Source organism: Leucobacter sp. CX87, from assembly GCF_018682295.1.
GTDB lineage: Bacteria > Actinomycetota > Actinomycetes > Actinomycetales > Microbacteriaceae > Cx-87.
This window is the reverse complement of record NZ_JAFIRI010000006.1, coordinates 249,076-273,969: the sequence shown is the minus strand read 5'-3', so window position 1 is coordinate 273,969 and position 24,894 is coordinate 249,076. Positions and strand designations below refer to the sequence as shown.

At 68.5% G+C, this 24,894-nt stretch carries 22 protein-coding genes; 11 read left to right on the top strand and 11 right to left on the bottom strand.

Going from position 1 to position 24,894, the window contains the following annotated elements; all coding sequences use genetic code 11:
- Nucleotides 1-121 precede the first annotated feature (121 nt).
- From KOE53_RS10465 to KOE53_RS10440, 6 genes are all read left to right on the top strand, one after another.
- Nucleotides 122-1,435: an MFS transporter gene (locus tag KOE53_RS10465; RefSeq protein ID WP_188058429.1), complete on the top strand. Its 1,314-nt coding sequence runs from the start codon at nucleotides 122-124 to the stop codon at nucleotides 1,433-1,435.
- A 9-nt stretch (nucleotides 1,436-1,444) separates the two neighbouring features.
- Entirely contained in the window at nucleotides 1,445-2,929 is a 1,485-nt protein-coding gene (locus KOE53_RS10460; RefSeq protein WP_188058428.1) for a carboxylesterase/lipase family protein, read from the top strand.
- Between the two features lie 39 nt (nucleotides 2,930-2,968).
- Entirely contained in the window at nucleotides 2,969-4,264 is a 1,296-nt protein-coding gene (locus tag KOE53_RS10455) for an amidohydrolase family protein (protein WP_188044599.1), read from the top strand.
- A 145-nt stretch (nucleotides 4,265-4,409) separates the two neighbouring features.
- Complete coding sequence (locus KOE53_RS10450) at nucleotides 4,410-5,225, top strand: ABC transporter substrate-binding protein (protein WP_188044598.1); 816 nt, start codon at nucleotides 4,410-4,412, stop codon at nucleotides 5,223-5,225.
- Between the two features lie 64 nt (nucleotides 5,226-5,289).
- Nucleotides 5,290-6,144, top strand: a complete 855-nt coding sequence (locus tag KOE53_RS10445) for an amino acid ABC transporter permease (RefSeq protein WP_188044734.1) — start codon at nucleotides 5,290-5,292, stop codon at nucleotides 6,142-6,144.
- Nucleotides 6,141-6,914: an amino acid ABC transporter ATP-binding protein gene (locus KOE53_RS10440; RefSeq protein WP_188058427.1), complete on the top strand. Its 774-nt coding sequence runs from the start codon at nucleotides 6,141-6,143 to the stop codon at nucleotides 6,912-6,914. Before KOE53_RS10445 ends, KOE53_RS10440 begins: the two co-directional genes overlap by 4 nt.
- Nucleotides 6,915-6,998: 84 nt before the next feature.
- On the opposite strand, the gene KOE53_RS10435 is transcribed toward KOE53_RS10440, so the two are convergent.
- Complete coding sequence (locus KOE53_RS10435; protein ID WP_188058426.1) at nucleotides 6,999-7,868, bottom strand: hypothetical protein; 870 nt, start codon at nucleotides 7,866-7,868, stop codon at nucleotides 6,999-7,001.
- A gap of 126 nt (nucleotides 7,869-7,994) precedes the next feature.
- Between KOE53_RS10435 and KOE53_RS10430 the strand changes: the two genes are divergently transcribed.
- A complete protein-coding gene (locus KOE53_RS10430) occupies nucleotides 7,995-9,521 on the top strand; it encodes an MDR family MFS transporter (RefSeq protein ID WP_188044595.1) in 1,527 nt (508 codons plus the stop codon).
- A 31-nt stretch (nucleotides 9,522-9,552) separates the two neighbouring features.
- Here KOE53_RS10430 and KOE53_RS10425 read toward each other — a convergent pair whose 3' ends face one another.
- A complete protein-coding gene (locus tag KOE53_RS10425) occupies nucleotides 9,553-10,491 on the bottom strand; it encodes a LysR family transcriptional regulator (RefSeq protein ID WP_188044594.1) in 939 nt (312 codons plus the stop codon).
- A 124-nt stretch (nucleotides 10,492-10,615) separates the two neighbouring features.
- Between KOE53_RS10425 and KOE53_RS10420 the strand changes: the two genes are divergently transcribed.
- Nucleotides 10,616-12,199, top strand: coding sequence for an aminotransferase class I/II-fold pyridoxal phosphate-dependent enzyme (locus KOE53_RS10420; RefSeq protein ID WP_188058425.1), 1,584 nt, complete (start codon nucleotides 10,616-10,618; stop codon nucleotides 12,197-12,199).
- Between the two features lie 12 nt (nucleotides 12,200-12,211).
- Here KOE53_RS10420 and KOE53_RS10415 read toward each other — a convergent pair whose 3' ends face one another.
- Nucleotides 12,212-13,045: an enoyl-CoA hydratase/isomerase family protein gene (locus KOE53_RS10415; protein ID WP_188058424.1), complete on the bottom strand. Its 834-nt coding sequence runs from the start codon at nucleotides 13,043-13,045 to the stop codon at nucleotides 12,212-12,214.
- Between the two features lie 5 nt (nucleotides 13,046-13,050).
- Nucleotides 13,051-13,275: a hypothetical protein gene (locus tag KOE53_RS10410; protein WP_188044591.1), complete on the bottom strand. Its 225-nt coding sequence runs from the start codon at nucleotides 13,273-13,275 to the stop codon at nucleotides 13,051-13,053.
- 123 nt (nucleotides 13,276-13,398) lie between these two features.
- Here KOE53_RS10410 and KOE53_RS10405 point away from each other — a divergent pair, with 123 nt between their 5' ends.
- The 3 genes from KOE53_RS10405 to KOE53_RS10395 are packed head-to-tail and all read left to right on the top strand — an operon-like array spanning nucleotide 13,399 to nucleotide 17,266.
- The gene (locus tag KOE53_RS10405) at nucleotides 13,399-15,156 is read left to right on the top strand and encodes a long-chain-fatty-acid--CoA ligase (protein ID WP_188058500.1); all 1,758 of its coding nucleotides are present in this window, start codon (nucleotides 13,399-13,401) and stop codon (nucleotides 15,154-15,156) included.
- Nucleotides 15,153-16,844, top strand: a complete 1,692-nt coding sequence (locus KOE53_RS10400) for a DUF885 domain-containing protein (RefSeq protein WP_188058423.1) — start codon at nucleotides 15,153-15,155, stop codon at nucleotides 16,842-16,844. The genes KOE53_RS10405 and KOE53_RS10400 overlap by 4 nt, the downstream gene beginning before the upstream one ends.
- Entirely contained in the window at nucleotides 16,841-17,266 is a 426-nt protein-coding gene (locus KOE53_RS10395) for a YchJ family protein (RefSeq protein WP_241095549.1), read from the top strand. Before KOE53_RS10400 ends, KOE53_RS10395 begins: the two co-directional genes overlap by 4 nt.
- Here KOE53_RS10395 and KOE53_RS10390 read toward each other — a convergent pair.
- From KOE53_RS10390 to KOE53_RS10360, 7 genes are all read right to left on the bottom strand, one after another.
- Nucleotides 17,263-17,478, bottom strand: coding sequence for a hypothetical protein (locus KOE53_RS10390; protein WP_188058422.1), 216 nt, complete (start codon nucleotides 17,476-17,478; stop codon nucleotides 17,263-17,265). The genes KOE53_RS10395 and KOE53_RS10390 overlap by 4 nt on opposite strands.
- A gap of 48 nt (nucleotides 17,479-17,526) precedes the next feature.
- A complete protein-coding gene (locus KOE53_RS10385) occupies nucleotides 17,527-19,155 on the bottom strand; it encodes an indolepyruvate oxidoreductase subunit beta family protein (RefSeq protein WP_188058421.1) in 1,629 nt (542 codons plus the stop codon).
- Nucleotides 19,152-21,320 carry a thiamine pyrophosphate-dependent enzyme gene (locus tag KOE53_RS10380; RefSeq protein WP_188058420.1) on the bottom strand — a complete coding sequence of 723 codons (2,169 nt, stop codon included), beginning with the start codon at nucleotides 21,318-21,320 and terminating at the stop codon, nucleotides 19,152-19,154. Before KOE53_RS10380 ends, KOE53_RS10385 begins: the two co-directional genes overlap by 4 nt.
- A 118-nt stretch (nucleotides 21,321-21,438) precedes the next feature.
- Entirely contained in the window at nucleotides 21,439-22,527 is a 1,089-nt protein-coding gene (locus KOE53_RS10375; RefSeq protein WP_188058419.1) for a branched-chain amino acid ABC transporter permease, read from the bottom strand.
- Nucleotides 22,524-23,405 carry a branched-chain amino acid ABC transporter permease gene (locus tag KOE53_RS10370; RefSeq protein WP_188058418.1) on the bottom strand — a complete coding sequence of 294 codons (882 nt, stop codon included), beginning with the start codon at nucleotides 23,403-23,405 and terminating at the stop codon, nucleotides 22,524-22,526. The genes KOE53_RS10375 and KOE53_RS10370 overlap by 4 nt, the downstream gene beginning before the upstream one ends.
- Nucleotides 23,402-24,118 (bottom strand): ABC transporter ATP-binding protein, encoded by a 717-nt coding sequence (locus KOE53_RS10365; RefSeq protein WP_215401696.1) that lies wholly within the window; start codon nucleotides 24,116-24,118, stop codon nucleotides 23,402-23,404. Before KOE53_RS10365 ends, KOE53_RS10370 begins: the two co-directional genes overlap by 4 nt.
- Nucleotides 24,115-24,891 carry an ABC transporter ATP-binding protein gene (locus KOE53_RS10360; RefSeq protein WP_188058417.1) on the bottom strand — a complete coding sequence of 259 codons (777 nt, stop codon included), beginning with the start codon at nucleotides 24,889-24,891 and terminating at the stop codon, nucleotides 24,115-24,117. Before KOE53_RS10360 ends, KOE53_RS10365 begins: the two co-directional genes overlap by 4 nt.
- Nucleotides 24,892-24,894 lie beyond the last annotated feature (3 nt).

Sequence of the window (24,894 nt, the reverse complement as noted above, 5' to 3'; positions counted from 1 at the left end):
GACGCAATCGGAATGTCAATGAGCTTGCGCTCGTGTGGACAACGCGGGACACTGTTCCCGAACGTCGCTCGGTTTCGGGCGTCGTGCCCCCTTTTGGCCAACTCAATGACGAGGAGCCCGCATGTCTCAGCCCTACAACGTCGGTGATCCGACCATCCCGGTCGCCCCGACCGGAATTATCTCGACCGCCCAGCCGGTCGCCGGCGAGCCGCCCACGAGCCCGCCGGCCAGCAAGGCCACGCTGCCCGCGATCCTGATGTCGTCGTTCACCCTGTTTGCGACCTACGCGGGCCTCATCGCGATCCTGCTGCCCTCGCAGGTCCTGCTGCTGGACGAAGCGAACAAGGTCGCGAACCTCGCGATTGTGACCACGGTCTCGTTCGTGTTCACCCTGTTCGCCCAGCCCATCGTCGGCGCGCTCAGCGACCGCACCCGGTCAAAGCTCGGGCGGCGCTCCCCGTGGATGCTGATCGGCGCGTTCGTCGGCGGGATCCTGCTGCTCGGGATGGGCTCGCTCACCTCGCTGGTCTGGATCACCGTGTTCTGGGTCGTCATCCAGGTCGCGCTCAACGCGATCCAGGGGCCGCTGTCGGCGATCACCCCCGACCGCTTCCCGCGCGACAAGCGGGGCACGGCGAGCGCGATGTCTGGTATCGGCATGCAACTCGGGAGCACCGTCGGCGTCATTACCGCCGGAGCGCTCGCCGCGAGCCTCGGCCTCGCCTACGCGGTCTTCGGCATCGTGGTCATGGTGGTCACCGTCATCTTTGTCCTCATTAACCGTGACTGGTCGAGCAAGGAGGCCGCGGTCGACCCGTGGAACTGGAAGACCTTCCTCTCGGGATTCTGGGTCAGCCCGAAGCGCCACCCCGATTTTGCGTGGGCCTTCGCCGCCCGCTTCCTGCTCATTCTGGGGTACTTCGTCATCGCGGCGTTCCAGCTGTACCTGCTCACCGACTTCATCGGCATGCCGCTCGTCGAGGCGCAGGGCGCCGTCATCACGCTGACCCTCGTCGCCTTCGTGCCGACGCTCGTCGCGATCGCGGTGTCGGGTTGGTGGAGCGACAAGGCCGGCCGGCGCAAGGTCTTCATCTATGCCGCGTCGGTGATCATGGTCATCGGCCTTGCGATGCCGCTGATGATGCCGAACATGACCGGCATGATCGCGATGAGCATCATCAACGGATTCGGCTTCGGGCTGTACATGTCTGTCGACGCGGCGCTCATGACCGAGGTGCTGCCGGGCGGGGGAGCGGCCGCGGGCAAGGACCTCGGTATTCTGAACATCGCCACGAATATCCCGCAGGCGCTCAGCCCGGCCATCGCCGGCCTCATCATTACCTACTTCGGCGGCTACTCGATGCTCTTCGTGTTCGCCATCGTCTTCTCGATCATTGCGGCCCTCGCTATCATCCCGATCAAGAGCGTTCGTTAGGAGCACACCGTGTCGAACACCACCACGTCATTCGTTGAGGTCGAGACCCGGGCCGGTCGGGTGCGCGGCACCTGGCGGGGCGTGCCGGGTGCGGCCGACGGTTCGGCGGCGTTTCTCGGCATTCCGTTCGCCGAACCGCCGGTGGGGGAGCTTCGCTTCCAAGCCCCCGTGCCGCACCGTTCGTGGGAGGGCGTGCGCGACGCCCTCGAGTTCGGCCCGACGGCACAGCGGGGCGACCCCGGGGTCACGCTCATTCCCGAGCCGAGCGTGCCGGGCGAATCGACCCTGAACGTGAACGTGTTCACCCCGTCTCCGGAGCAGCCGCAGTCGGGGGCCGGATTGCCCGTGCTTGTCTGGATCCACGGCGGTGGCTACTTCGCCGGCTCACCCGCGAGCCTCTGGTACGACGGCCGCGGCTTCAACCGCGACGGCGTCGTGACGGTGACGATCTCGTACCGGCTCGGCTTCGACGGTTTCGGCTGGATCGAGGACGCGCCGTCGAACCGCGGCGTACGTGACTGGCTGCTGGCGCTCGAGTGGGTACAGCAGAACATCGCCGACTTCGGCGGCGACCCGAGTCGCGTGACGATCGCCGGCCAGTCGGCCGGCGGCGGGGCCGTGCAGACCCTGCTCGGCATGGAGGCGGCCCAGCACCTCTTCCATGGCGTGTACTCGGTCTCGGGCGCGCTCGCCGATGTGACCCCGGCGCGGGCGGAGGCGTTCGGTCGGAAGCTCGCGGCGGGCCTCGGCGTTGCCCCCACCGTGGCCGGCTTCGGCTCGCGCACCGAGGCGCAGGTCCTGGAGGCACAGCAGGAGTCGACCAAGATGACGGCCGACGGCTTCCAGGACATGATCAAGGAGGGCCTCGCCCTCGGCCCGACCATCGACGGCGACCTGATCCTGCGCGCGACGACCGACTCGTTCAAGGCGGGGGTCGGCGCCGACAAGCCACTCGTCATGGGCACGACGGACGACGAGTTCTCGATGGTGTTCTCGGAGCAGGCGAAGAAGTTGCGCTGGGTCCCGAAGCGGCTCCTGCTCGGCAAACTCGGCCTGCCCAAGGCTGCGATGAAGGGATACCTCGCGGCGAATCAGGACGCGGTGAGCAAGGGAACGGCCCGCATCGGCGGCCGCTTCCTCACCGACCTCATGTTCCGCAAGGCGCTCGTCGAGACGGTCGCGCGGCGCGAGGGCGCCCCCACGTGGGTGTATCGGTTCTCCTGGCCGTCGGGGGTCTTCGGTTTCGCTGAGCACTGCATCGACGTGCCGTTCTTCTTTGATTGCCTTGACTCCCCGGTGGGCATTGAGGCTTTGGCCGGGCCGAACCCGCCGCAGGGCCTGGCGGATGCGGTGCACGGCGGAGCCGTCGCGTTCATCACGACGGGCGATCCCGGGTGGCCCCAGTACTCCGAGCCGTCGCGACAGACCCGGGTCTTCAATACCCCGTCGTCGGTCGTGGGCGACGGATACGCGGGCGTTCGCCCGCTGCTGTGACGGCCGGGGCGGCCGTCCGAGCGCCTAGACTGGGTTCTCGTGACCGCTGATCCCGCCGCAACGCCCCCCGAGACCGTCCTCTATAGTGCGAACCTCGTGTTGCCCGTCGTGGGACCGCGCATCGCGGACGGCGCGGTCGCGGTGCGCGGCGAAAAGATCCTGCATGTGGGGGACCGGCGTTGGGTGCGCCAGGCGCTCGAGGAGCGCGGGATCGCATACCGCGAGGAGCGCTTCGACGGCGTGCTTGCGCCAGGCCTCGTCAATGCGCACACCCACCTGCAGTACACGCACATGGGCGAGCTGGCGCAGCGCCACTACACCGGCTTTGACGACTGGGGCGACGCCTTCGACGTCGTCTACGACCGCGGCGGGCACGACTGGGCCGCCGCCGCGGCGGAGGGGGCGGCGAGCTCGCTCGCGGCCGGCGTGACGGCCGCCGCCGATGTCGTCACCGACGAGTCGGCGCTCAGCGCCCTCCACGATGCGGGCCTGCACGGCATCGCCTACTGGGAGGTGTACGGCAAGAGCAACGCGGACTGGACCGACGAGGCGCGCGCCGACGTGCTCGAGCAGATCCGTCGCATCCCGACGCCCCCCGGAGCCGGGGTCTCGCCCCACGCCCCCTACTCCCTCGAGGTGCAGCCGCTGCTCGAGATCCCCGACCTGGTGCGCGAGCAGGGGCTTCGCCTGCACATCCACCTCGCCGAGGCGCACATGGAGCGCGGCCTCCGCGGCTCCCACGAGACGTGGCCCGAGCTCGGCGCGGACAGCTTCCGCGCCCTGCGCTCGCGAGGCATCGGCGTCTCGTCCACCCAATTCGTCGACCACCTCGGCGTGCTCGGACCCGACTGCCACATCGCCCACGGCGTGTACGTCAGTGCCGAGGACCGGGCGCTGCTCCGCGCCCGGGGCACGAGCGTCGCGCTCTGCCCGCGCTCGAACGAGATCATCGGCCTCGACATGCCGCCGATCGCCGACTATCTGCGCGAGGGCAGCCCGATCTCGGTGGGCACCGACTCACTGTCGTCGTCGCCGTCCCTCGACCCGCTCGCGGACGTCGCGCTGCTCTACCGGGTGGCGCGAGAGCAGGGCTACGCGGGGCGCGACCTCCACGCCCGACTGTTCTCGGCCGCAACCTTCGGCGGGGCCGCGGCGCTCGGCTTGAGCGTCGGTACCCGCCGGATCGGCCAGCTCGTCGTCGGCGCCCTCGCCGATCTCGCCTTCTTCGACGTTCCCGTGACGAACCCCGACGACACGCTCGCGCACCTCGTCGAGAGCGGGGCAGGATCCTGCGCCCGCACCGTCGTCGCGGGCGCCGAACGGTTCGCGCGCTAGCGTCAGCCCAGCGCGCCCGCTGCGTGACGTCAGGTGACGCAGATTGTCACGCCCGTTGACGCTTTGCCGTAGGATCGAGGGGTTGTCGTGTGCCCACGCCACGGCACAACCTCGGTCCCGCCCCGCTCGTACCCGGAGGATTCCCATGTCTCGCACCATCCGCATCGGCGCGCTTGTCGCCGCAGCAACCGCCGCAGTTCTCGCCGTCTCGGGCTGCGCGCCCGCCTCGGACAGTGAGACGGTTACTCCCGACAAGCTGACCATCGCGACCGGCCAGCCGGCATACGAGCCCTGGGTCGTTGGCGACAAGCCTGAGTCGGGCGAAGGCTTCGAAGCCGCCGTCGGGTTCGCGGTCGCCGAGGAGCTCGGTTTCGACGCGAAGGACGTCGTCTGGGTGCGCTCGAGTTTCGACTCGGCCATCGCGCCGGGCCCCAAGGACTGGGACCTGAACCTCCAGCAGTTCTCGGTCACCGAGGAGCGCGCGCAGGCCGTCGACTTCTCGTCGCCGTACTACACGACCACCCAGGCGGTCGTCGCGAACGCCGGCACGGACGCCGCGAACGCGACGGACTTGGCCGGGCTCAAGAGCTCGCTGATCGGCGTCGCCGCCGGCACCACTTCCTACGACGTCGCGAAGGCCGAGATCGACCCGACGAGCGAGATCCAGGTCTTCAACTCGGTGGACGACGTCATCGCCGCCATGCAGAGCGGCCAGATCGATGCGTTCGTCACCGACCTCCCCGGCGCCTTCTACGCGGTGGGCGCGCAGCTCGATGACGGCGTCATCGTCGGTCAGCTGAACTCCACGGACGGCGGCGATGAGTTCGCCATCGTGCTGCCCAAGGACTCGAAGCTGACCGCCAAGACCACCGCAGCGGTCGACGCCCTGCGCGAGAACGGCACGCTGGCCGAGCTCGAGACCCAGTGGCTCGCCGACCAGGGCGCTCCCGTCCTGAAGTAGGTCTGACCCAGTGAGCCTCTCAACCATTCCGGCCAACCCGCAGGATCCCGCCCCGGCGGGTCGGATCGGGGACGGCTCACGCGCACTCAGCAGGATCGAGCTTGACCGCCGCGACTTCCGTCGCCGGCAGCGCTCGCGCTCGATCCTGCTGAGTATCGTCAGCACGCTCGTCTTCGCCGTCGTGATTGGCGTCGTCATCGTGAACAGCCCCGGCTGGGATCGCGTGCAGACCACGTTCTTCAACTTCGAGACCGCGGTGAACTCGTTCCCGGCGATCCTCAAGGGCCTCTGGCTCAACATCCAGGTGCTGTTCGTCGCGGCGATCGGCGTCGCGATCCTCGGCACGCTGCTGGCCGTCGCGCGCACGCTCAAGGGCGCGGTGTTCACGCCGCTCAGGCTGCTCGCCGCCGGCTACACCGACATCTTCCGCGGCATCCCCGTACTGCTCGTCTTGTACCTGGTCGGCTTCGGCCTGCCGGGGCTCGAACTGTTCGGGCGCATGCCCGCCCAGTTCTGGGGCACCATCGCGCTGATCCTGACCTACTCGGCCTACGTCGCCGAAGTGCTGCGCGCCGGCATCGACGCCGTGCACCCCTCGCAGCGCCTTGCCGCTCGCTCGCTCGGGCTCAGCCGCACCAAGACGCTGCGGCTCATCGTGCTGCCGCAGGGCGTGCGCAAGGTGACGCCCGCGCTGATGAACGACTTCGTATCGATGCAGAAGGACGTCGGCCTGATCTCGGTGCTCGGAGCGGTCGACGCCGTGCGCGCCGCGCAGATCGAGGTCGCCTCCAGCTACAACTTCACGCCCTACGTCGTTGCAGGAATCCTGTTCATCATCATCTCCTGGCCGATGATCCGCCTCACCGACTGGGTGACGGCACGTCAGCAGCAGCGCGAGCAGATCGGAGGCTCGGTATGACCGAGACCGCTTCCCCGGCGCGCGGCGCCGAATCGGTCCTGCGGGTCGAGGACGTCCACAAGTCGTTCGGCGAGGCGCATGTGCTCCGCGGCATCTCGCTCGACGTCGGGCAGCACGAGGTCGTCGTGCTCATCGGCGCGAGCGGCTCGGGCAAGTCCACCCTGCTCAAGACGATCAACCTGCTCGAGCAGATCGACGACGGCCAGATCTTCCTCGGCGATACGGACATCAGCGACCCGCGCGTGAACGTCGACCAGGTGCGCGCGCGCATCGGCGTCGTATTCCAGCACTACAACCTCTTCCCGCACATGAACGTCCTCGACAACGTGACGCTCGCCGCCCGCAAGGTGTTTGGCGTGCCGAAGGCGGAGGCAGAGCAGACCGGTCGCGACCTCCTGGCGCGCATCGGCCTTGCCGACAAGGCGAAGGAATACCCGGATCGCCTCTCCGGGGGCCAACAGCAGCGCGTCGCGATCGTGCGGGCCCTGGCGACCGACCCCGAGCTGTTGCTGCTGGACGAGATCACGAGCGCCCTCGATCCTCAGCTCGTGGGCGAGGTGCTCGATCTCGTGCGCGAGCTCAAGGCCGGCGGCACCACGATCGTGATGGCGACCCACGAGATGTCCTTCGCGCGCCGCGTGGCCGACCGGGTCGTGTACCTGAAGGACGGCGTGATCGTCGAGTCGGGCACTCCCGAGCAGATCTTCGACGCCCCCCAGAAGCCTGAGACGATCGAGTTCTTGGCGCGCCTTGGCGATCCGTTCGCCTAGGCCGGCTCGCGTGTAGCTGCGCGCTGCGCCGACGAAAAATGGGCGGCACCCCCGAGGGGATACCGCCCATTTTCGATGTGCGAACTACTGCTGCTGGTTGCCCTCAGCCGGGTCGACCGGAGCCTGCGGCTGGACCGGGGCCTGCGGCTGGACCGGGGCCTGCGGCTGGACCGGCTGCTGAGCCGGAGCCTGCTGCTGCTGCTGCTGCTGCGCGTACGCTGCCTGCGGCATGGGCTGCGCCTTGGGCTGCTTCTGCGCGTGCGCGGGCATGACGCCGCCGAAGCGCGCCGCAATCTGACGCTCAAGGTAGGTCGTGCCCTGGCGGGGGAAGAAGATGCCGCGGGTGCCGTGGATAGCGCCCTCGGGTCGCCAGACCGAGTTCTTGCCCCAGGCGAGGATGCCGATCCAGACGAGCGGGACCAGGATGCCGAGCACGATCATGCCGGCGCCCGGGCGCGAGAACGCGCGGTTCAGGTTGATGACCACGAAGATCTGCAGCACGATCATGGCGAGCGAGGGGAGATACGACAGCAGGCTGAAGAGGTAGCCGATGACGATCATGCCGGTCATTGCGCCGCTCGCGCTGCTGTCGAACTCGCCCGACATACCGACTGAGCTGAGCGCGCCGAGCGGGGCAGTGGCCGTGAGTGCCGTACCAATGCCGCTCAAGACGAGTGTCGCGCCGTAGCAGATGAGGTAGTACCAGCCGCTCACCCCGCCGTGCTCCATGAGGAGGAACTCGCGGTAGAAGGGGACCCATGCGCCCCAGGGGTTGGGGTGACCCGACTTCTGGTACATCTTCATGTACGCGATGCTCGAGAAGACGTACACGGCGACTACGAAGAGCGCCAAGACCGCAAAGAAGATGATGAGGAACGCGAAGAACGCGCCCATGCCGGCGGCGAAGTCCGCCATGCCGTCGTTGTAGTCATCCATAAGCTGAGTGGTCTCCATTCGTCGGGTGCCCCGGATGTCCGGGTCGGTGTTTCGAGCCTAGCGCGGATTGGTGCCGCGTCCGAAAGTGCGGGTATGCTGTACCTTTCCCCATTTTCTCGCGCCACCACCGAAAGGCCCTTCGTCATGTCTCGTTCCTCCGCCGTGCACTCCAGCGAGCACGCAGTCGACGACAAGATTGGGCCGCGCGAGAACCTGGCGATCTGGTTGTTGCTCGTCTCCTCGTTCGTGGTGATTCTCAACGAGACCGTGATGGGCGTGGCGTTGCCGCGGCTCATGCTCGACCTCGACATCTCGCCGTCGACGGGGCAGTGGCTGACGACCGCGTTCCTGCTCACGATGAGCGTGGTGATCCCGATTACGGGCATGCTGATCCAGCGGATGAAGACACGCACGCTCTTCATCGTGGCGATGGCGTTCTTCGTGACGGGCACTGCGGTCGCGGCGATCGCGCCCGGGTTCGCGGTGCTGCTGCTTGGCCGCATCGTGCAGGCCGTCGGCACCGCGATCATGATGCCGCTGCTCATGACGACCGTCATCACGCTCGTGCCCGAGCGGCACCGCGGCGCGCTGATGGGGCGCATTGCCATCGTCATGTCGGTCGCCCCGGCGCTCGGCCCGACGCTGTCCGGGATGATCCTGCAGCACCTCAGCTGGCGCTGGCTGTTCATCGTGATGCTGCCGATCGCGGCCGCGGCGCTGGTCATCGGCGCCATCAAACTGCCCAACGTCGGCGAGCGTCGCTACACGCGCATCGACGCGATCTCGGTCGTGCTCTCTGCGCTGGGCTTCGGCGGTATTGTCTTCGGCCTGAGTGCCGTCGGGCAGCGGGCGAGCGGAGGCGAGGCGGTCGAGCCTCTGATCCCGATCATCGTGGGAGTGATTTCGCTCGGCCTCTTCGTTTGGCGCCAGCTCAGCCTGCAGCGCCACGACCGCGCGCTGCTCGATCTTCGCACCTTCAACTCGCGCCCGTTCGCGCTGTCCGTGCTGCTGCTCGCCGTCAGCATGATCGCCCTGTTTGGCACCCTCGTGCTGCTGCCGATCTACCTCCAGGACGTGCTCGGCGCCGACACGCTCGCGACCGGCCTCGTGCTGCTGCCCGGCGGTCTGCTGATGGGACTGCTCGGCCCGGTCGTCGGCGGCATCGTCGACCGCCACGGCGTCAAGCCCCTGCTGGTCCCGGGTACCGCGATGACCGCTGCGGCCCTCTGGCTGATGGGCACGTTCGGGGAGTTCACCCCGATCTGGCTCGCCGTGGTGGCCCACCTCATTTTGAGCATCGGCCTCGCGTGCACGTTCACGCCGCTCTTCTCGCTCTCGCTCGGATCGCTGCCGCCGCACCTCGCGGCCCACGGCAGCGCGACGATCTCGACGATTCAGCAGGTTGCCGGGGCCGCCGGCACCGCGGTGTTCGTGACGGTCATGAGCGTCGTCTCGGCCGGAGCGATCTCTCGCGGTATCGGCGAGGTGCCCGCGATGGCAAACGGCATGCAGGCCGCGTTCCTGCTGGGCGGTGCAGTGGCCACGCTTGCCGCCGTCGTCGCGATCTTCGTGAAGGCCGACCCGATCGTCCACGAGGAGACGGTCGAGGGTGTTGTTGAGCCGGCGAGCGTCGAAGCCCAGGCGCAGGCTCAGGCGCAGGCCGGAGCCTAGTCAGGAGCCGGCGCCTCACCCGGACTCGGGCCTACGCCCAGTCGTCGACCTCGGGGATCGCCTCGATCGAGCGGCGCACGGCGTCGGCGAGCTGGCGCACCGCGACCGGGGGCTGGCGGCCAGGGCCCTCGCCCGGCGCGGCCAGCACGATCTCGCGCGCAAAGCGATCATCGGCGATGGGCCGGATCACGACGCCCGCCGGGATCGTCGTCGCCGCGAGGCGCGGCACGAGCCCGATGACCATGCCGGCGGCGACGAGCCCGAGCACGACGGAGAAATCGTCGGTGCGAATGGCGACGTCGATCTCGTGCCCCGCCTCGGCGAAGACATCGCGCACGATGTCGTCCATTGTGTCGCCGGCGGTCGCGCCGAGCACCCAGTGCTCGTCCGCGAGTGTGAGCAGCGCCTCATTGTCGATGATGCGCAGCTCGGCGAGCGGGTGCGTGCGGGGGAGCGCGAGCAGCAGCGGGTCCCGCATGACGTGCGTCGTGTGGACGTCCGCGCGGAACGGCAGGTCGTAGTCCCCTGCGGTATAGAGCAGGGCGGCGTCGAGTTCGCGCTGGTTGATCCGGGTCACGAGCGGCGTGACCTCCTCGAGCACCGCGTCGATCTCGACGCCGACCTCTGACAGGCGCGCGGCGATCTGCGGCAGCAGCTGCGCCGCCGCGGTGGGGAAGGTGCCAAAACGCAGCCGGATCCTGCCGAGCTGCGAGAGGTCCCGGACGTCCACGAGCGCGCGCTCGGAGAGGCTCAGGATCTCGATGCCCCGCTCGAGCATGACCGAACCCGCCGTCGTGAGCGTGCTGCCGCGGCTTGAACGCGACAGGAGGGCCGTGCCCGCGAGCCGGTCGAGGTTCTTGAGGTGGTAGTCCACCGTGGGCTGGCTCCAGCCGAGTCGCAGGGCGGCCCGCGAGACCGAGCCCTCCTGGGCGACGGCGCGGAGGGCTTCGAGCTGGCGCAGATCTATCACGGCTCCACATTACTGCCTATAGCGCATCGGTCCCCAGAGTGGGTGCAGGTACCAGAGAGTATCTGGTGCCGGGGGAGGCAAAGCGGGGGTTCACTCGGTGAGTCGGCTGCGGGAATATCGTCTTATGCTGCACGCCAAGACTCACGCCGACTCCCACCAGCTCACCACCGCCCTGGCGGCCGAGGCCATTTCGGGTGCGCAGAACGCGGCGCCCGCGCCGCTGAGCCAGGCGTGTGCGCCATATGCGGAGGCGCTGCAGCGCCACGTCGCCGCTCACCCGGTGAACCTCATGGTCCCCGGGCACGGCGGCACCGCCCGCGAGGGCGCCAGCCAGCTGGCCGACTTCTTCGGCGAGCAGGCGGTCACCCTCGACATCCCACTCATGCTCAAGGGCATCGACCTGGGCGATGACTCGCCGTTGCGCCAGGCGCAGCAGCTCGCCGCCGAGGCGTGGGGCGCGCGCCGCACCTGGTTCATGACGAACGGCGCCTCGCAGGCGAACCGCACCGCCGCGATCGCCGTGCGCGGTCTCGGCGCGAACATCCTGTCGCAGCGCAGCGCCCACTCGAGCTTCAGCGACGGCGTGCTCGTCGCGGGGCTGAACCCGAGCTTTGTCGCCCCGACGGTCGACGAGCGCCACGGCATCGCGCACGGCGTGACGCCCGAGGCCCTCGAGGCAGCGCTCGTGCTGGCCGAGGCCGAGGGTCGCCCGGCGGCGTCTGTCTATGTCATCTCGCCGAGCTACTTCGGCTCGGTCGCCGACGTCGCCGGCCTCGCCCGCGTCGCCCACGCGCACGGCGCCCCGCTCATCGTCGACGGCGCCTGGGGTGCGCACTTCGGCTTCCACCCCGATCTGCCCGAGTCGCCCGCGAAGCTGGGCGCCGATCTCGTCGTCTCGAGCACGCACAAGCTCGCGGGCTCGTTCACCCAGTCCGCCATGCTGCACCTGGGAGAGGGCCCGTTCGCGGACCGGTTGGAGCCGCTCGTCGCCCGCGCGGTCACCATGACGGCCTCGACCTCCGAGAGCTCGCTGCTCATGGGCTCGCTCGATATCGCCCGCATGGCGATCGTCGCGAATACCGAGAAGATCGGCGAATCGATCGCGATGGCGCAGGAGCTGCGGGCACGCCTGCGCGCCGACGGCCGTTTCGCGATCATCAGCGACGACTTTGACCGGTTCGCCGACATTGTCGAGACCGACCTGCTGCGCGTCCCCGTCGATGTCTCGGGCCTCGGCCAGAGCGGCCACTGGGTGCGCGACCGCCTGGTCGAGGAACACCATCTGTACTTCGAGATGTCGACGGCCACCAGCATCGTCGCCGTGATTGGCGCGGGCCAGGTGCCCGACCTGGACTTCATCATGAACGCGATGCGCGAGGTCGCCGACGAGGCGGATGCGCTGCGCGCTGCCGGGCAGTCCGTCGAGGTGAGCTTCCCGCCGCTGCCGACCGCCGGGAAGCTGCGTATGCTCCCGCGCGATGCATTCTTCGCCGAGACCGAGGTCGTCCCGGCCGCCGAGGCCGTCGGACGCGTGTCGTCGGACTCGCTCGCCGCCTACCCGCCGGGCATCCCGAACGTGCTCCCGGGCGAGGAGATCACGGCCGAGACGGTTCGCTTCCTGACGGCCGTTGCGGCGTCGCCCACCGGCTACGTCCGTGGCGCAATCGATCCGCTGGTCTCCGCGATCCGCGTGGTCCGCGAGGCGTAGGGCGCTCCAGCCTTAGCGCCCCGGGAACTCCGGGCGGCGCTTCTCGACGAACGCGGCGGTGCCCTCGGCCATGTCGGCCGTATCAAAGCAGGCCGCGAACGCGGCGCGCTCCACCTCAAGGCCCGCGTCGATCGACAGCGAGCCGGCCTCGCGCAGCACGCGCTTTGCGGCGGCGACCGCGACGGGGGACTGGGCGGCCGAGAGATCGATCATCTCGTGGGCCGCTTCGATCAGCTTGCCGTGGTCGGGCAGGATCCGCGAGACGAGGCCGAGCTGAGCAGCCTCGGCGGCATCGATCCTGCGACCGGTGAGGATCAGCTCGCGCGCCGCGGCCGCGCCAACGTAGCGGGGCAGGCGGACGCTGCCGCCGAAGCCGGGGATGAGGCCGAGCGCGACCTCGGGCTGGCCGAAGCTCGCGTTCTCGGAGGCGAGGATGACGTCGCAGGCCATGGCGAGCTCGCAGCCGCCGCCGAGCGCGAAGCCGTTGACCGCCGCGATCACGAGGACGGGCAGGGTCTCGAGCCAGGTCGTGAGCTCCTGCGCCTCGGCGGCATACGCCGCGGCGGCCGTCGAGTCCATGCCGTTCATCTGGGCGATGTCGCCGCCGGCGACGAACGACCTCGGGCCTGCGCCGGTGATGATGACGCCGCGCACCGGCCACTCGGTGCCGGTCAGCGACTCGCGCACCAGCCCGACGACCGCCCGCATCTCGTCGATGACCTGCGGTGAGAGGGCGTTCAGCGCCTTCGGCCGGTTGACGCGGATGGTGAGCGTCGTGCCGTCGAGCTGCAGCTCGATCGTCTCCGGGTCGAGCTGCGAGAGCTGGTTGACGAACGACGCGGCCATGAGGGTTACTTCTTCTCGAAGAGGTTGCCGATCAGGGTCGAGCTGATGAGCACGAACGCGAGCAGCACGAGCATGACAATCGAGATCGCGACCGCGTCGACGGGCTGGCCGGCGGAGGAGAACTCGTTGACGTGCTCGACGGCGCCCTCGCTTGCGAAAGCAGGCGCGGCCGCGAACAGTGACGCGACAACCGCGGTGAAAGCGACGGCGAGGCGAGTGCGGGTCTTCACGAGGGATCTCCTTGGGTTCAGGGGCGCGGCCGATAGTCATGGGTGCCGCGCCCTCCCATCTTATCTGGAGTGTGATGCCGCGCAGCGCCCGAAATTCCGCGACCCGGGTAAAGTTGGCCTGTGATTGCTGACACCCCCCTCCCCGACGCTTCGTCCCCTTGGTTTGCCAGCTATGCCCCGGACGTGCCACACACGCTCGGCGAGCTGCCCGGATCCCTCACCGAGCTGATGGACCGCTCAATCGCCGAGTTCCCCTCGGCCGTCGCGCTCGAGTTCTTCGGGGCCGAGACGACCTACAAGAAGCTCGGCGAGCAGATCGACCGCGTGGCCGAGTCGCTGCGGAAGCTCGGCGTACAGCATGGCGACCCGGTCGCGATCGTGCTGCCGAACTGCCCGCAGCACATCGTGGCGTTTTACGCGATCCTGCGCCTCGGCGCGATCGTCGTGGAGCATAACCCGCTGTACACGCCGCGCGAGCTGCGGCACCAGTTTGAGGATCACGGCGCCCGCGTCGTGCTCGCATGGGACGCCGTCGTCCCCTCTATTCAGGACTTCCCGGCCGACGTGTTGCCCGCCGAGATCGTCGCCGTCGACATCACGAAGGGCATGCCGCGCGCGATGCGCCTCGCGCTGACCCTCCCGGTCCCATCCATTCGCACCAAGCGGGCACAGCTCACGAAGCCGGCGAAGGGGGTGCGCAGCTTCGCCGAGCTCGTGAAGGGCCGCCCGATCAGCGATCGCGTGCCGAAGCCCGAACAGGGCGACGTCGCGGTCATCCAATACACGAGCGGCACGACGGGCTCACCCAAGGGCGCAATGCTCAGCCACCGAAACATGCTGTCGAATGCCGCTATGGCGCAGGCCTGGACCCCGACGGTCACGCGCGGCGAGGGCTGCGTCGTCTACGCGGTGCTGCCGATGTTCCACGCCTACGGGCTGACGCTCTGCCTCACCTACGCGATGAGCATGGGCGCGCGCCTCGTGCTTTTCCCGAAGTTTGACCCCGACCTCGTGCTCAAGGTCATCAAGAAGCGCCCGGCGAGCGTGCTGCCCGCGGTGCCGCCGATCTACCAGCGCCTCATGAACGCCGCCGACGAGGCGGGCGTGAGCCTTCAGGGCATCCAGATCGCCGTCTCGGGAGCCATGCCGCTCGACACCGCGCTCGTCACGCCGTGGGAGGAGCGCACCCAGGGCGTGCTCGTCGAGGGCTACGGACTGAGCGAGTGCTCGCCCGTGTTGATGGTCAACCCGGTGTCCGATGGGCGCAGGATCGGTGCCGTGGGCATCCCGCTGCCCGACACGGACGTGAAGATCGTCGACCCGGATCACCCCGCCACCGAGGTTCCGCTCGGTCAGCCCGGCGAGCTCGTCGTCCGCGGGCCCCAGGTGTTCTCGGGGTACTGGCGAAAGCCGGACGAGACCGCTCAGGTGTTGCAGGACGGTTGGTTCCGCACCGGCGACATCGTGACGATGAGTGAGGACGGCTATGTGTCAATTGTCGACCGCATCAAGGAGCTCATCATCACGGGCGGCTTTAACGTCTCGCCGTCTGAGGTCGAGGAAGCGATGCGCGCGCTCGACGGCGTCGAGGACGCGGCCGCGGTCGGCGAGGTCAGCCTACGCAACGGCGAGGACGTCGTCGTCGCGGTCGTGATGAAGCCCGGCGCGCAGTTCGACCCCGAGGCGATGCGCGCCCAGCTGCGCGACACCCTGACGGCGTACAAGGTGCCACGTCGCATCGTGAAGGTCGACGCGTTGCCGAAGTCGATGATCGGCAAGGTGCTGCGCCGCGAGGTCAAGGCGCTCTTGTTCGGGCAGGATCCTGCCGCCGGGGCCGCCGCCACAGCGGGCGAGGCGTCCGCGGAAGGCGACGCCCGATGAGCGAGCGCACGCCTACCCCGATCGACCAGATCGCGGAGGCGTGGGTCGACACACTCGTCGCGCACGAGCCCACGATCGGCACGATGATCGGTCGAAACGAGGCGAACGGCAAGCTCGCCGATCTCTCGCCCGCGGGCGCCGAGGCATACGCCGCCGACGCTCGGGCGACCCTGGCCGAGCTTTCGGCGGCGGTGCCGGTCGACGCCGTCGATGCGGTGACCCAGGCCGACCTTGGTGCCGAGCTGCGGCTCTCGCTCGCCGAGCACGAGTCGGGCGAGCACCTGCGAAACCTCAACGTGATCGCGTCGCCCGTGCAGGACATCCGCGACTCCTTCGACCTCATGCCGCTCGAGAGCGCGGACGACTGGGAGGCCGTGGCCGAGCGCCTGCGAGCCGTCCCGGCCGCGCTATCGGGGCACCGTGAGTCGCTCGCGCTCGGCGCCGCGCGGGGGAGGGCACCCGCCATCCGCCAGGTGCGCGAGGTCGCCGAGCAGGCCGGGCGAAACGCTGGGACGGGCGCTGCCGCCGGGCACTTCACGAGCTTCGTCACCGGGGCTGATGCAGCGACGCTGTCGCCCGCGCTCCGCGCCGAGCTCGAGGCCGCGGCCGGTGGGGCCAGCGCCGCGTACGGCGAGTTTGCCGAGTTCCTGACCCGGGAAGTCGCGCCGCACGCCCCCGAGGCCGACGCGTTCGGGCGCGAGCGGTACGCGCTCGCCTCCGAGGGCTTCCTCGGCCTCGCCGTCGACCTGGACGAGACCTACGAGTGGGGCATCGAGGAGCTCGCCCGCATGGTCTCCGAGCAGGAACGCATCGCGCGCGAGATCCTGCCCGGCGCAAGCGTCGCCGAGGCGATCGCGTTCCTCGACCAGGATCCCGCGAGGAAACTGCACGGAACCGACGCGCTGCAGCGGTGGATGCAGGAGACGAGCGACCGCGCGGTTGCCGAGCTTGGCGCGGCTCACTTCGATATTCCCGCCGAGATCCGGACGCTGGAGTGCCTGATCGCGCCGACTCAAGAGGGCGGGATCTACTACACGGGCCCGACGGACGACTTCTCACGGCCCGGCCGCATGTGGTGGTCGGTGCCCGAGGGCGACACCGAGTTCGCCACGTGGCGCGAGCTCACCACCGTCTTCCACGAGGGGGTGCCCGGGCATCACCTGCAGATCGGGCAGGCCGTCGTGAACCGCGGCAGCCTGAACGAGTGGCGGCGCCAGCTCGCCGGCACCTCGGGTCACGCCGAGGGCTGGGCGCTGTACGCCGAGCGCCTGATGGAGCAGCTCGGCTACCTCGACGACCCGGCGGATCGCCTCGGGATGCTCGACGGGCAGCGCCTGCGCGCGGCGCGCGTGGTGCTCGACATCGGCGTGCACCTCGGCAAGCAGCGGCCCGACGGCGGAGGCGTGTGGGACGGCGACTACGCCTTCGAGTTCCTGCACGACAACGTCTCGATGAGTGACGCCTCGGTGCGCTTCGAGGTGCTGCGCTACCTCGGCTGGGCCGGGCAGGCACCCTCCTACAAAGTCGGGCAGCGGGTCTGGGAAGACCTGCGCGACGAGTCTGAGGCGCGGGCGGCTGCTTCCGGGGCCACCTTCGACCTGCGCGCGTTCCACAGCCGCGCCCTCGGAATCGGCGGCGTGCGGCTCGACACCCTGCAGCGGGTGCTGCGCGGGGAGCTCGGGGCGTGACAGGTTTGGCGGCCGGTTTCGCCGTCGTGGCTGCCAGCGACCCCTGCCCGTGCGGGCGGGGCGAGCGCTTCGGATCGTGCTGCGGGGCGATGCACGCGGGCGCGGAGGCACCGACGGCCGAGCGGCTCATGCGGGCGCGCTACAGCGCATTCGTGGTGGGCGACGCCGACTTCCTGCTGGCGTCGTGGCACCCGGGCACCAGGCCCGACGCGTCCGAGTTCGAGCTCGAAGCCGACACGAAGTGGCTGCGGCTGCTGGTCGAGGCGACCGAGCTCGGCGGCCCGTTCGATCAGACCGGGACGGTGACGTTCGCGGCGATCGGGCGCACGTCCGAGGGGCGCTTCGAACAGCGCGAGCACAGCCGCTTCCTGCGCGGCGGAAGCACCGGGTGGCAGTACGTCGACGGGGACTCGATGGACTAGGGAGTCTCGCTCCCGCGGTGCCGGGTGCCCAGGCGGCCGTCCACCTCGTCGGCGAAGTCGGTCTCGCATGCCGTCGCGGGGGACTCGTCCTGCCACAGCTCCTCGAGATCCGCCCGGAGCTCCTGCTCCTTCTTGGGCTTCTCGTACTCCAGCTCGGATGAATCGCCGCTCTGGGCCTCGGCGCTTCTCACGCTGTCCTCTGCTCGGTTCATGCTTCGAGACTAGGCAGCCCTTCGCGGCGTTCGCAAGAGTTCGCCGGATTACGCGGCCAGTTCCAAGGCGCGAATCAGTGCGGATCCGTCTTCGTCCGCGAGCGCGGCCTTGCTGAGGCGTGCAAGCGCCTTCGCGGCGTCGTTCCGGCCCGTGAGCGACGGCACAACCTCCATCAGCTTGCCGAAGCTCTCGCTGCCGTGAGCGTGTGTCTGGCCATAGCCCTTGAGGACGCGCGCGCACTTCGCCACCTCGCACGCGAGTTCATAGTCGACCGCAGCGGTCTCGACGATGAGGTCGAGCCAGGCATCGATCGCGAGTTGCTCACGGCCGAAGCGGAGCGAGCGGGGCCGCATCGGCCGCATGGAGGCCATGAGCCAGAGCGAGCTGAAGCCGAAGACGGAGGTCGTGTTCACGATCATCCCGTTGCGGGTGATGCGCGAGACGACCTTCTCGAAGAGCTTCGAGCGTGAGAGCGCCCGACCCAGCGCGGTCGGCAGGGTGTCGGTGATTTCGTCGACCTGGGGGTGCAGGAACTCGCGCACCTGTGTGAGCTGGCCGGTGCTCGCTTTCGCTTCCGTGCGCACGCCCTCCATGCGGTGGGCGCGCAGCTTCTGCAGGGCCACGTGGCTGGTGTCTTGATAAGACATCCAGAGTGCGGTGTGCCGGGCGACCTCGACCGAGAGCTCTGCCACGGCATCGGCGCGCATCTGCTCGAAGGGAATCACACGCGCGGCGCGGTCGAGGAATCGGTCGGTGTAGGCCAGGTTTTGGTACACCGCGGTGCGCACGCAGCCGTGCACGACCATGGAGCGCGCGGGCTCCGCGAACTCGGCAACGCGATCCATGCGGTCCGCGAGCTTACCGCCCACGAGCTGACGGGGGTCCGAGATCGCGAGGTCGGTGTGGCGCTGCAGCTCAGCGGCGGCCGCCTCGGCCACCGGGTCGGCCGGCGGGCGCCGGCCGATCGTGACGCGCACCGGGCCGAGGCCCGAGGGGCGCTTGGGGGCGGCGGCGGCCTCGGCCGCGTGCTGGGCGGCGTCGAAGCCGAGCGCGAACGCCGCGAGCGAGCGTTCGACGGCCTTGCCCGATCGGCGCAGTGACTCCTCGAAGTCCGCGCGTGGGAAGGGAAGCGCCCCCGAGGCGGCGAGCGCCCCGAAGAGTGAGGACGAGATGACGCTTCCGGCGCGGCCGGCGAGCTCGCTGAAGTCGGCCGAGATCAGCAGCTTCGAGCCTGCGCGCGCGGAAGCCAACAGACTTTCGTTGTCGACGCGGCCGTCGCCCATCGCGATCTTCTCGGTCACTGAGTAGACCCGGTTCGTCGAAGCGATCAACGTCGTGCGGTCAGGCGTGCAGAAGCCGCGCTGCAGCGATCGGCCCGCCTCCATGAGCTCCGACGCGATCACCACATCGACCTGCCCCGGGGTCGGGAACAGGCTGAGGACGGGCTCGGTGCGGGCACTGCCCGCGGTCGCGGTGTCGCTTTTGGGGTAGAGCTCGACGTAGTAGACGGTGGCGCCGGTGCGCTGGGCCACGCCCGCCACCGAGGTGCTCTGCGTGTGGTACCCCGACGCCTCGCCGAGCGACACGATCCAGTCGGCGAGCACGCCGCCGCCCTCGCCGCCCATGGCGAGAATTGCGATGGTGAGGGGCCGACGACCCGTGTCCCAAGTCGTCATGCTGCTACCTCGTACTTACTCGCGCGCCGCTCGATGGGCGCGGACAACAGTGAAATCCAGGCGGCGCGGATGCTGCCGAGGAAGCGATCGCCCCAGTTGGGGTTGATGACGACGTCTGTGCGATAGAACGACGGGCACAGCGACGCCGCGTGCGCGTTCGCGCCGCAGACGCCGCAGCCCACGCAGCTGTCGATCACGGTCGCCACGGGGTCGGTGCGCATGGGGTCGGGGTTGTCTTTGAGCGTGAGCGACGGGCAGCCCGAGATGCGGATACAGGCGTGGTCGCCCGTGCACGTGTCGGCGTCGACGCCGAAGCGCTGGCGCACGACCCGCTTACCCTCGCTGATCTTCTTCTGGGTCTTCGGCTTCTCGCGACGCTGTGCGTTGAGCTGGCACTCGCTCTCCGCGATGATGACCTTGGGGCCCTCTTCCTCGCTGGTGAACGCCTTTACGAACAGGTCGCGGAGCTTGCCGACGTCGTACGTGTTGCTCATCGTCTCGGCCCATTTGACTCCGACGCCGCGCACCGCGCGCTCGATGGGGTGCTGCGTGGAGCGAATCTTGCTCTTCGACCGAGACGAGAGCACGTCCTGGCCGCCGGTCGCGGCCGCATAGTCGTTGTCAACGATCACGAGCAGCTGGTCGTTCTTGTTGAATACTGCGTTGCCCACGCCACTGGTGAGGCCGTTGTGCCAGAACCCGCCGTCACCCATGACCGCAACCGTGGAGCGATCCGCGTCCTTGGGATTCAGGGCGGACGCGCCGGCTGAGCCGAGACCATAGCCCATCGTGGTCGCGCCGAGGTTGAACGGCTCGTTGATGGCAAAGAGGTGACAGCCGATGTCGGCGCTGACGTGGTGATCCTGTCCGACCTCCTTCTCAGCGAGCTTCATCGCCGCGAAGATGGGCCGCTCCGGGCAGCCGGTGCACAGCCCGGGCGGGCGGGCCTGTACCTGCTCGGCGTCGACCCGCGGTGCGAAGGGGCTGCCGGGGTGATCGGCCGCCAACAGCAGCGAGGGCCGGATCGCCATCAGCTCGGGCGAGTAGCGCTCGAGGAATGGGCTAAGCCCGGTGGTGACCACCTGCGTGGTGTACTCGCCGCCCATCGGCAGCAGGTCCTTACCGTGCAGCGCGGTCTTCGAATCGGCCTTGCGCAGGATCGAATTCAGATTCTGCTCGATGTAGTCGGGCTGTCCCTCCTCGAGCAGTAGCACCGCACGCTTGCCGGCGCAGAACTCGATGACCTCCTCGTCGATGACGGGGTAGGTGACGTTCATGACATACATCGGCACTCGGGTGTTGCCGAACGCGTCGGAGCAGCCGAGCAGCTCGAGACCGCGGTTGAGGGTGTTGTACAGGCCACCCTGCACGATGATGCCGATGTCTGAGACGTCGCCGTCGAAGAACTCGTTGAGGCCGTTGGTACGAATGTATTCGACGGCCGCAGGCCAGCGCGAGCTTACCTTTTCGTGCTCGTGGAGGAAGCTCGCGGGCGGCAGCACGACGCGGCTGGTGTCGCGCTTGGGGTTCTCGACGGCTTCGGTGATGGTCATCGGGGGGCGCTGGTTGTCCTCCGCGACGAACGAGCCCTGCAGGTGGCAGGATCGCAGCCGCAGCTGCAGCATCACCGGGGTGTTGCTTGCCTCCGACAGCGCGAAGCCGTGCTTGACTGAGCTGACGATGGCCGAAATGTTCGGCCGCGGGTCGAGCAGCCACATCTGGGACTTCATGGCAAACGCGTGCGAGCGTTCCTGCATGATGCTGCTGCCCTCGCCGTAGTCCTCGCCGAGGATGACGAGGGCGCCGCCCTTGACGCCGCCGCTGGCGAGGTTCGAGAGGGCGTCGGAGGCGACGTTGAGCCCGACGGTCGATTTGAAGGTGACCGCTCCGCGCAGTGGATAGTGCACCGAGGCGGCGAGCATCGCGGCCGCCGTTGCCTCGGAGGCCGAGTTCTCGAAGTAGACGTCGAGCTCTTCCAGGATCTCGTGGGCGTCGCCGAGCACGTCCATCAGGTGCGAGATAGGCGCGCCCTGATAGCCGCCGACGTACGAGACGCCCGACTCGAGCAGTGCCTTCGTGACGGCGAGAATGCCCTCGACGTGCAGCGGCGTGCCCGCGCCGGAACGCAGGAGCTTGACCTCATTTGCGAATGAGCGCTCAGCCATGATGTGTGCCTTTCCGTGTCAACTCTGACCCAGGATCTCTAACCGCGTCTAACATATCCTAAAATTGTCGAGCGTCACGTATCTGCAATGAAATTCACAGAAGTTCGGCCTGCCCGACCTAGGCGGTGGGCTTTGCGGGCACCTGGATCCGCGGCCGGAACGGCCACATCGCCTCGCGCCCTCCCGTGAGGCCGGAGGGTCGGAAGATCAGGATCAACACCATGACCGCGCCAAGGACGATGAGTCTGCTCCCCGAGGGGATCGACACGATCACGTCGCCGAATTGGGCCCCCTTCTCAAAGATACCCAGCACGTGATTGAGCGCCGAGATCAGCAGCGTACCCACCACCGCGCCCCAGAGCGAGAGCATGCCGCCGACGACCAGCATCGCGATGGTCGTGAACGTGAAATCGAGCGAGAACTGAGAGGCCTGCGCGAGCCCGTTCATCTGCACCCATACCGCGCCGCCAATGCCGGCGAGTGCGCCAGAAACGGTGAACGCGATCAGCCGGTGCAGGGTGATGTTGATGCCCGATGCGGGCGCCGCCTGCACGTTGTCGCGTGAGGCACGCAGCATCCGGGCGCTGCGGCTTCGTCCGTACAGCCAAGCCAGGACGATGACTCCGAGCGCGATGAAGAGGATCGTCTGCAGATCGAAGCTGTGTGGCAACCCCGCCATCGACTGGCCGGACTTCGGGCCGATCTGCTTCCAATAGGTGAGGATCTGCACCACGAGCATGAGTAGCGCGAAGGTGGCGATGCCGGCCTCGAGGCCGTGCAAGCGCATGAGTGCCAGGCCGCTGACGAGCGCGACAACGCCGCCGACGGCCGCTGCTAGCAGCAGTGCCACGAATGGGTTGGCACTCGCCTCAGCGAGGAACGGGAACAAATCGGGCATGAGTGAGTGCTTCATGGCCGGGTTGATGGTGAGTAGCGCGAGCGTCCAGGCCCCGACCGCGACGAACGCGATGTGGCCGAACGAGAGCACTCCGCTGTTGCCGATGAATGTCCACATAGCCACCACAATGATGAGGTTCGCGAGTGCATAGCCGAGGTCGATCGAGGCGGACTTCGACGCTGCGCTCGCGATGATCGCGACGAGCCACACCACGCCGAGCGGGACGGCCAGCGTCCACAGGTGAGCGAGTGATTCGGGGACGGCGATGCGGGTGCCGCCAATGGTGCGTGCACGGTTTGGCTGGCTCATGTGCGATCCTTCGAGACTTTTCCAGAGAAGATGCCGTTGGGTGCGATCACCAGGACGATGGCGACCAGCAAGTAGACGAACGCGACGCGGAAGTCGTTGATCCAGGCGGGAAGCCAGGTTGTAAACATCGACACGGCGAAGCCGACGGTGAAGCCGCCGACGACCGCGCCACCGAGTCGCCCGAGGCCGCCGATCACGGCGCCGATCAGGCCGAAGAGCGTGACCTGGACGCCGAACGTCGGGTTGACCGCACCGGACTGCGCGGTCAGCACAAAAGCGATGGCCGCGGCCAGCACACCGCTGACGGCGAAGGTGAGCGCGATCACGCTCCCGGCGCGGATGCCGAGCACGCGGGCGGCCTGGAAGTCGGCCGAGGCCGCCTGTACCTGCAGTCCCATGCGGGTGCGCGAAAGAAAGAGGTGCACGCCGAGCAGCAGGATCGCCGCCAACACGATGGACACGATCGCGATGAGGTTGATCCGGAGCCCCCCGATCATGAAGGAGGACGTGAGGGACGGGGCGACCGCGGCGGTACGCACGTTCGTCCCGAAGAGGCCGTCGTAGATGCGCTGCAGCAAGATGCTGACCCCGAAGCTTGCGATCAGCAGTGTGGCCGCCGACTGCGAACGGATCCAGCGGAACACCGCAGCGTCCATGAGGAGGGACAAGCCGATCGCCACGACCACCGAAGCGATGAGGGCGAGCGGCCAGGACACCTGCCACAGGAATATCAGCGTGTAGCCCGCGGCGGTGATGATCTCACCGTTCGCAAAGTTGGCGAGGCGCAGCACGCCAAACACCAGGCCGATGCCGAGTGCCGCGAGGGCGTAGACGGCGCCCGCGGACGTCGCGTCAATGAGAGATTGCAGGAATGTCATGAACCTAAATACGCTTTCATGAGAAGGGCGGAGTCCTGCGCGTCTGCGGGCGTGAGGGTCATCGTGATGCGCCCCTCGCTCAACACGTAGGTGCGGTCGGCGGCGGCAACGGTCTGCTGCGCGCGCTGTTCAACCAGCAAGACGGCGGTGCCGCGGTCGCGGATGCTCGCGATGGAGGCGAACACTGTGTCGACGGCGGTGGGGGACAGACCCAGCGAAGGCTCGTCGAGCGCGAGCAGCTGCGGGGCCGAGAGCAGGGCGCGGCCGATGGCGAGCTGCTGCTGTTGGCCACCGGAGAGCAGGCCCGCGGGCCGTTCGGCGAATTCTTCAAGGATAGGGAACAGCGAATGCACCCACTTGAGGTCGTCCGCAAGGCCCTCGGTCGACGCTCGGGCGGTCGAGCCCAGCCGCAGGTTCTCTCGCACCGTGAGCCGGCCGAAGACATTGTGGCCCTCCTGTACGAGCGCAAGACCTGATCTCGCGATGCGTTCGGTGGGGACTCCCAGCAGGTTTGTGCCCGCGAAGCTCAGGTTGCTCGCCCCCGCGCGCACGAGCCCCATGAGGGCGTGCATCGTGGAGGACTTGCCGGCGCCATTCGGGCCGATGATGCCGACGAGTTCGCCCGCATCGAGATGAAAGCTCACCCCGCTGACAGCGGGAATTCCACGGTAGGAGACCGTGAGGTCTTCGACGTTCAGCAGCGGCTCGCTCATTCGGTCGATCCCTTCGCAATGGAGGCGGCGGTGCTGCCGAGGTAGCTCGTGGCGAGGCGCTCATCGTGGCGCACCTCGTCGGGTGGGCCGTCGAGCACGTTCTTGCCGGCGCCAAGCACGTAGATGTGATCGCAGCTGGTGAAGATGAGGGGCATGTTGTGGTCGATCAGGAGCACGCCGAGGTTCCGGGCGGCGAGGGCGCGCATGATGCCCCGGAGGTGCTCGGCTTCGCCGTCGTTCAGGCCGGCGGCCGGTTCGTCGAGCAGCACGTAGTTCGGGCGGATCGCGAGGGCCCGGGCAACGCCGAGCCGGCGCTCGACGCCGTGCGGAATGCGATCGGCGTCGTGCAGGATCCAGTCGGTCAGGTCGAGCTCCTCGAGGAGCTCGAGAGCAAGGGCTCGGGCGCCCTTGCGGCCTGCGCCGCACGCGAGCGCGGCCACCTCGACGTTTTCGAGCACACTGAGCTGCTTGTACAGCAGTCCATGCTGGAAGGTGCGGCCGATGCCGCCGCGGGCGCGCTTGGCGCTCCTCACCGCCGTCACATCGACGCCATCGGCGAGCACCCGACCATGATCGGGGCGGTCATAGCCGGTGAGGATGTTCACGAGCGTGGACTTGCCCGCGCCGTTGGATCCGATGAGCCCGGTGACCTGGCCACGGGGGACCTCAATGGTGACGTTGTCGAGGGCCTTGACGCCGCTGTAGGCGCGAGAGATGGACTCCCCCCGCAGGCGCTGTGCGCCTGCGGGGGGAGTGGTAGCTACTTGTGTCATGTA

Coding starts and splice junctions, on each gene's coding strand:
- KOE53_RS10370 (WP_188058418.1), bottom strand. CDS start 23,405: ATGACATTCCTGCAATCTCTCATTGACGCGACGTCCGCGGGCGCCGTC.
- KOE53_RS10440 (WP_188058427.1), top strand. CDS start 6,141: ATGACCGAGACCGCTTCCCCGGCGCGCGGCGCCGAATCGGTCCTGCGG.
- KOE53_RS10385 (WP_188058421.1), bottom strand. CDS start 19,155: ATGACGACTTGGGACACGGGTCGTCGGCCCCTCACCATCGCAATTCTC.
- KOE53_RS10390 (WP_188058422.1), bottom strand. CDS start 17,478: ATGAACCGAGCAGAGGACAGCGTGAGAAGCGCCGAGGCCCAGAGCGGC.
- KOE53_RS10400 (WP_188058423.1), top strand. CDS start 15,153: ATGAGCGAGCGCACGCCTACCCCGATCGACCAGATCGCGGAGGCGTGG.
- KOE53_RS10360 (WP_188058417.1), bottom strand. CDS start 24,891: ATGACACAAGTAGCTACCACTCCCCCCGCAGGCGCACAGCGCCTGCGG.
- KOE53_RS10415 (WP_188058424.1), bottom strand. CDS start 13,045: ATGGCCGCGTCGTTCGTCAACCAGCTCTCGCAGCTCGACCCGGAGACG.
- KOE53_RS10365 (WP_215401696.1), bottom strand. CDS start 24,118: ATGAGCGAGCCGCTGCTGAACGTCGAAGACCTCACGGTCTCCTACCGT.
- KOE53_RS10420 (WP_188058425.1), top strand. CDS start 10,616: ATGCTGCACGCCAAGACTCACGCCGACTCCCACCAGCTCACCACCGCC.
- KOE53_RS10450 (WP_188044598.1), top strand. CDS start 4,410: ATGTCTCGCACCATCCGCATCGGCGCGCTTGTCGCCGCAGCAACCGCC.
- KOE53_RS10430 (WP_188044595.1), top strand. CDS start 7,995: ATGTCTCGTTCCTCCGCCGTGCACTCCAGCGAGCACGCAGTCGACGAC.
- KOE53_RS10435 (WP_188058426.1), bottom strand. CDS start 7,868: ATGGAGACCACTCAGCTTATGGATGACTACAACGACGGCATGGCGGAC.
- KOE53_RS10375 (WP_188058419.1), bottom strand. CDS start 22,527: ATGAGCCAGCCAAACCGTGCACGCACCATTGGCGGCACCCGCATCGCC.
- KOE53_RS10465 (WP_188058429.1), top strand. CDS start 122: ATGTCTCAGCCCTACAACGTCGGTGATCCGACCATCCCGGTCGCCCCG.
- KOE53_RS10380 (WP_188058420.1), bottom strand. CDS start 21,320: ATGGCTGAGCGCTCATTCGCAAATGAGGTCAAGCTCCTGCGTTCCGGC.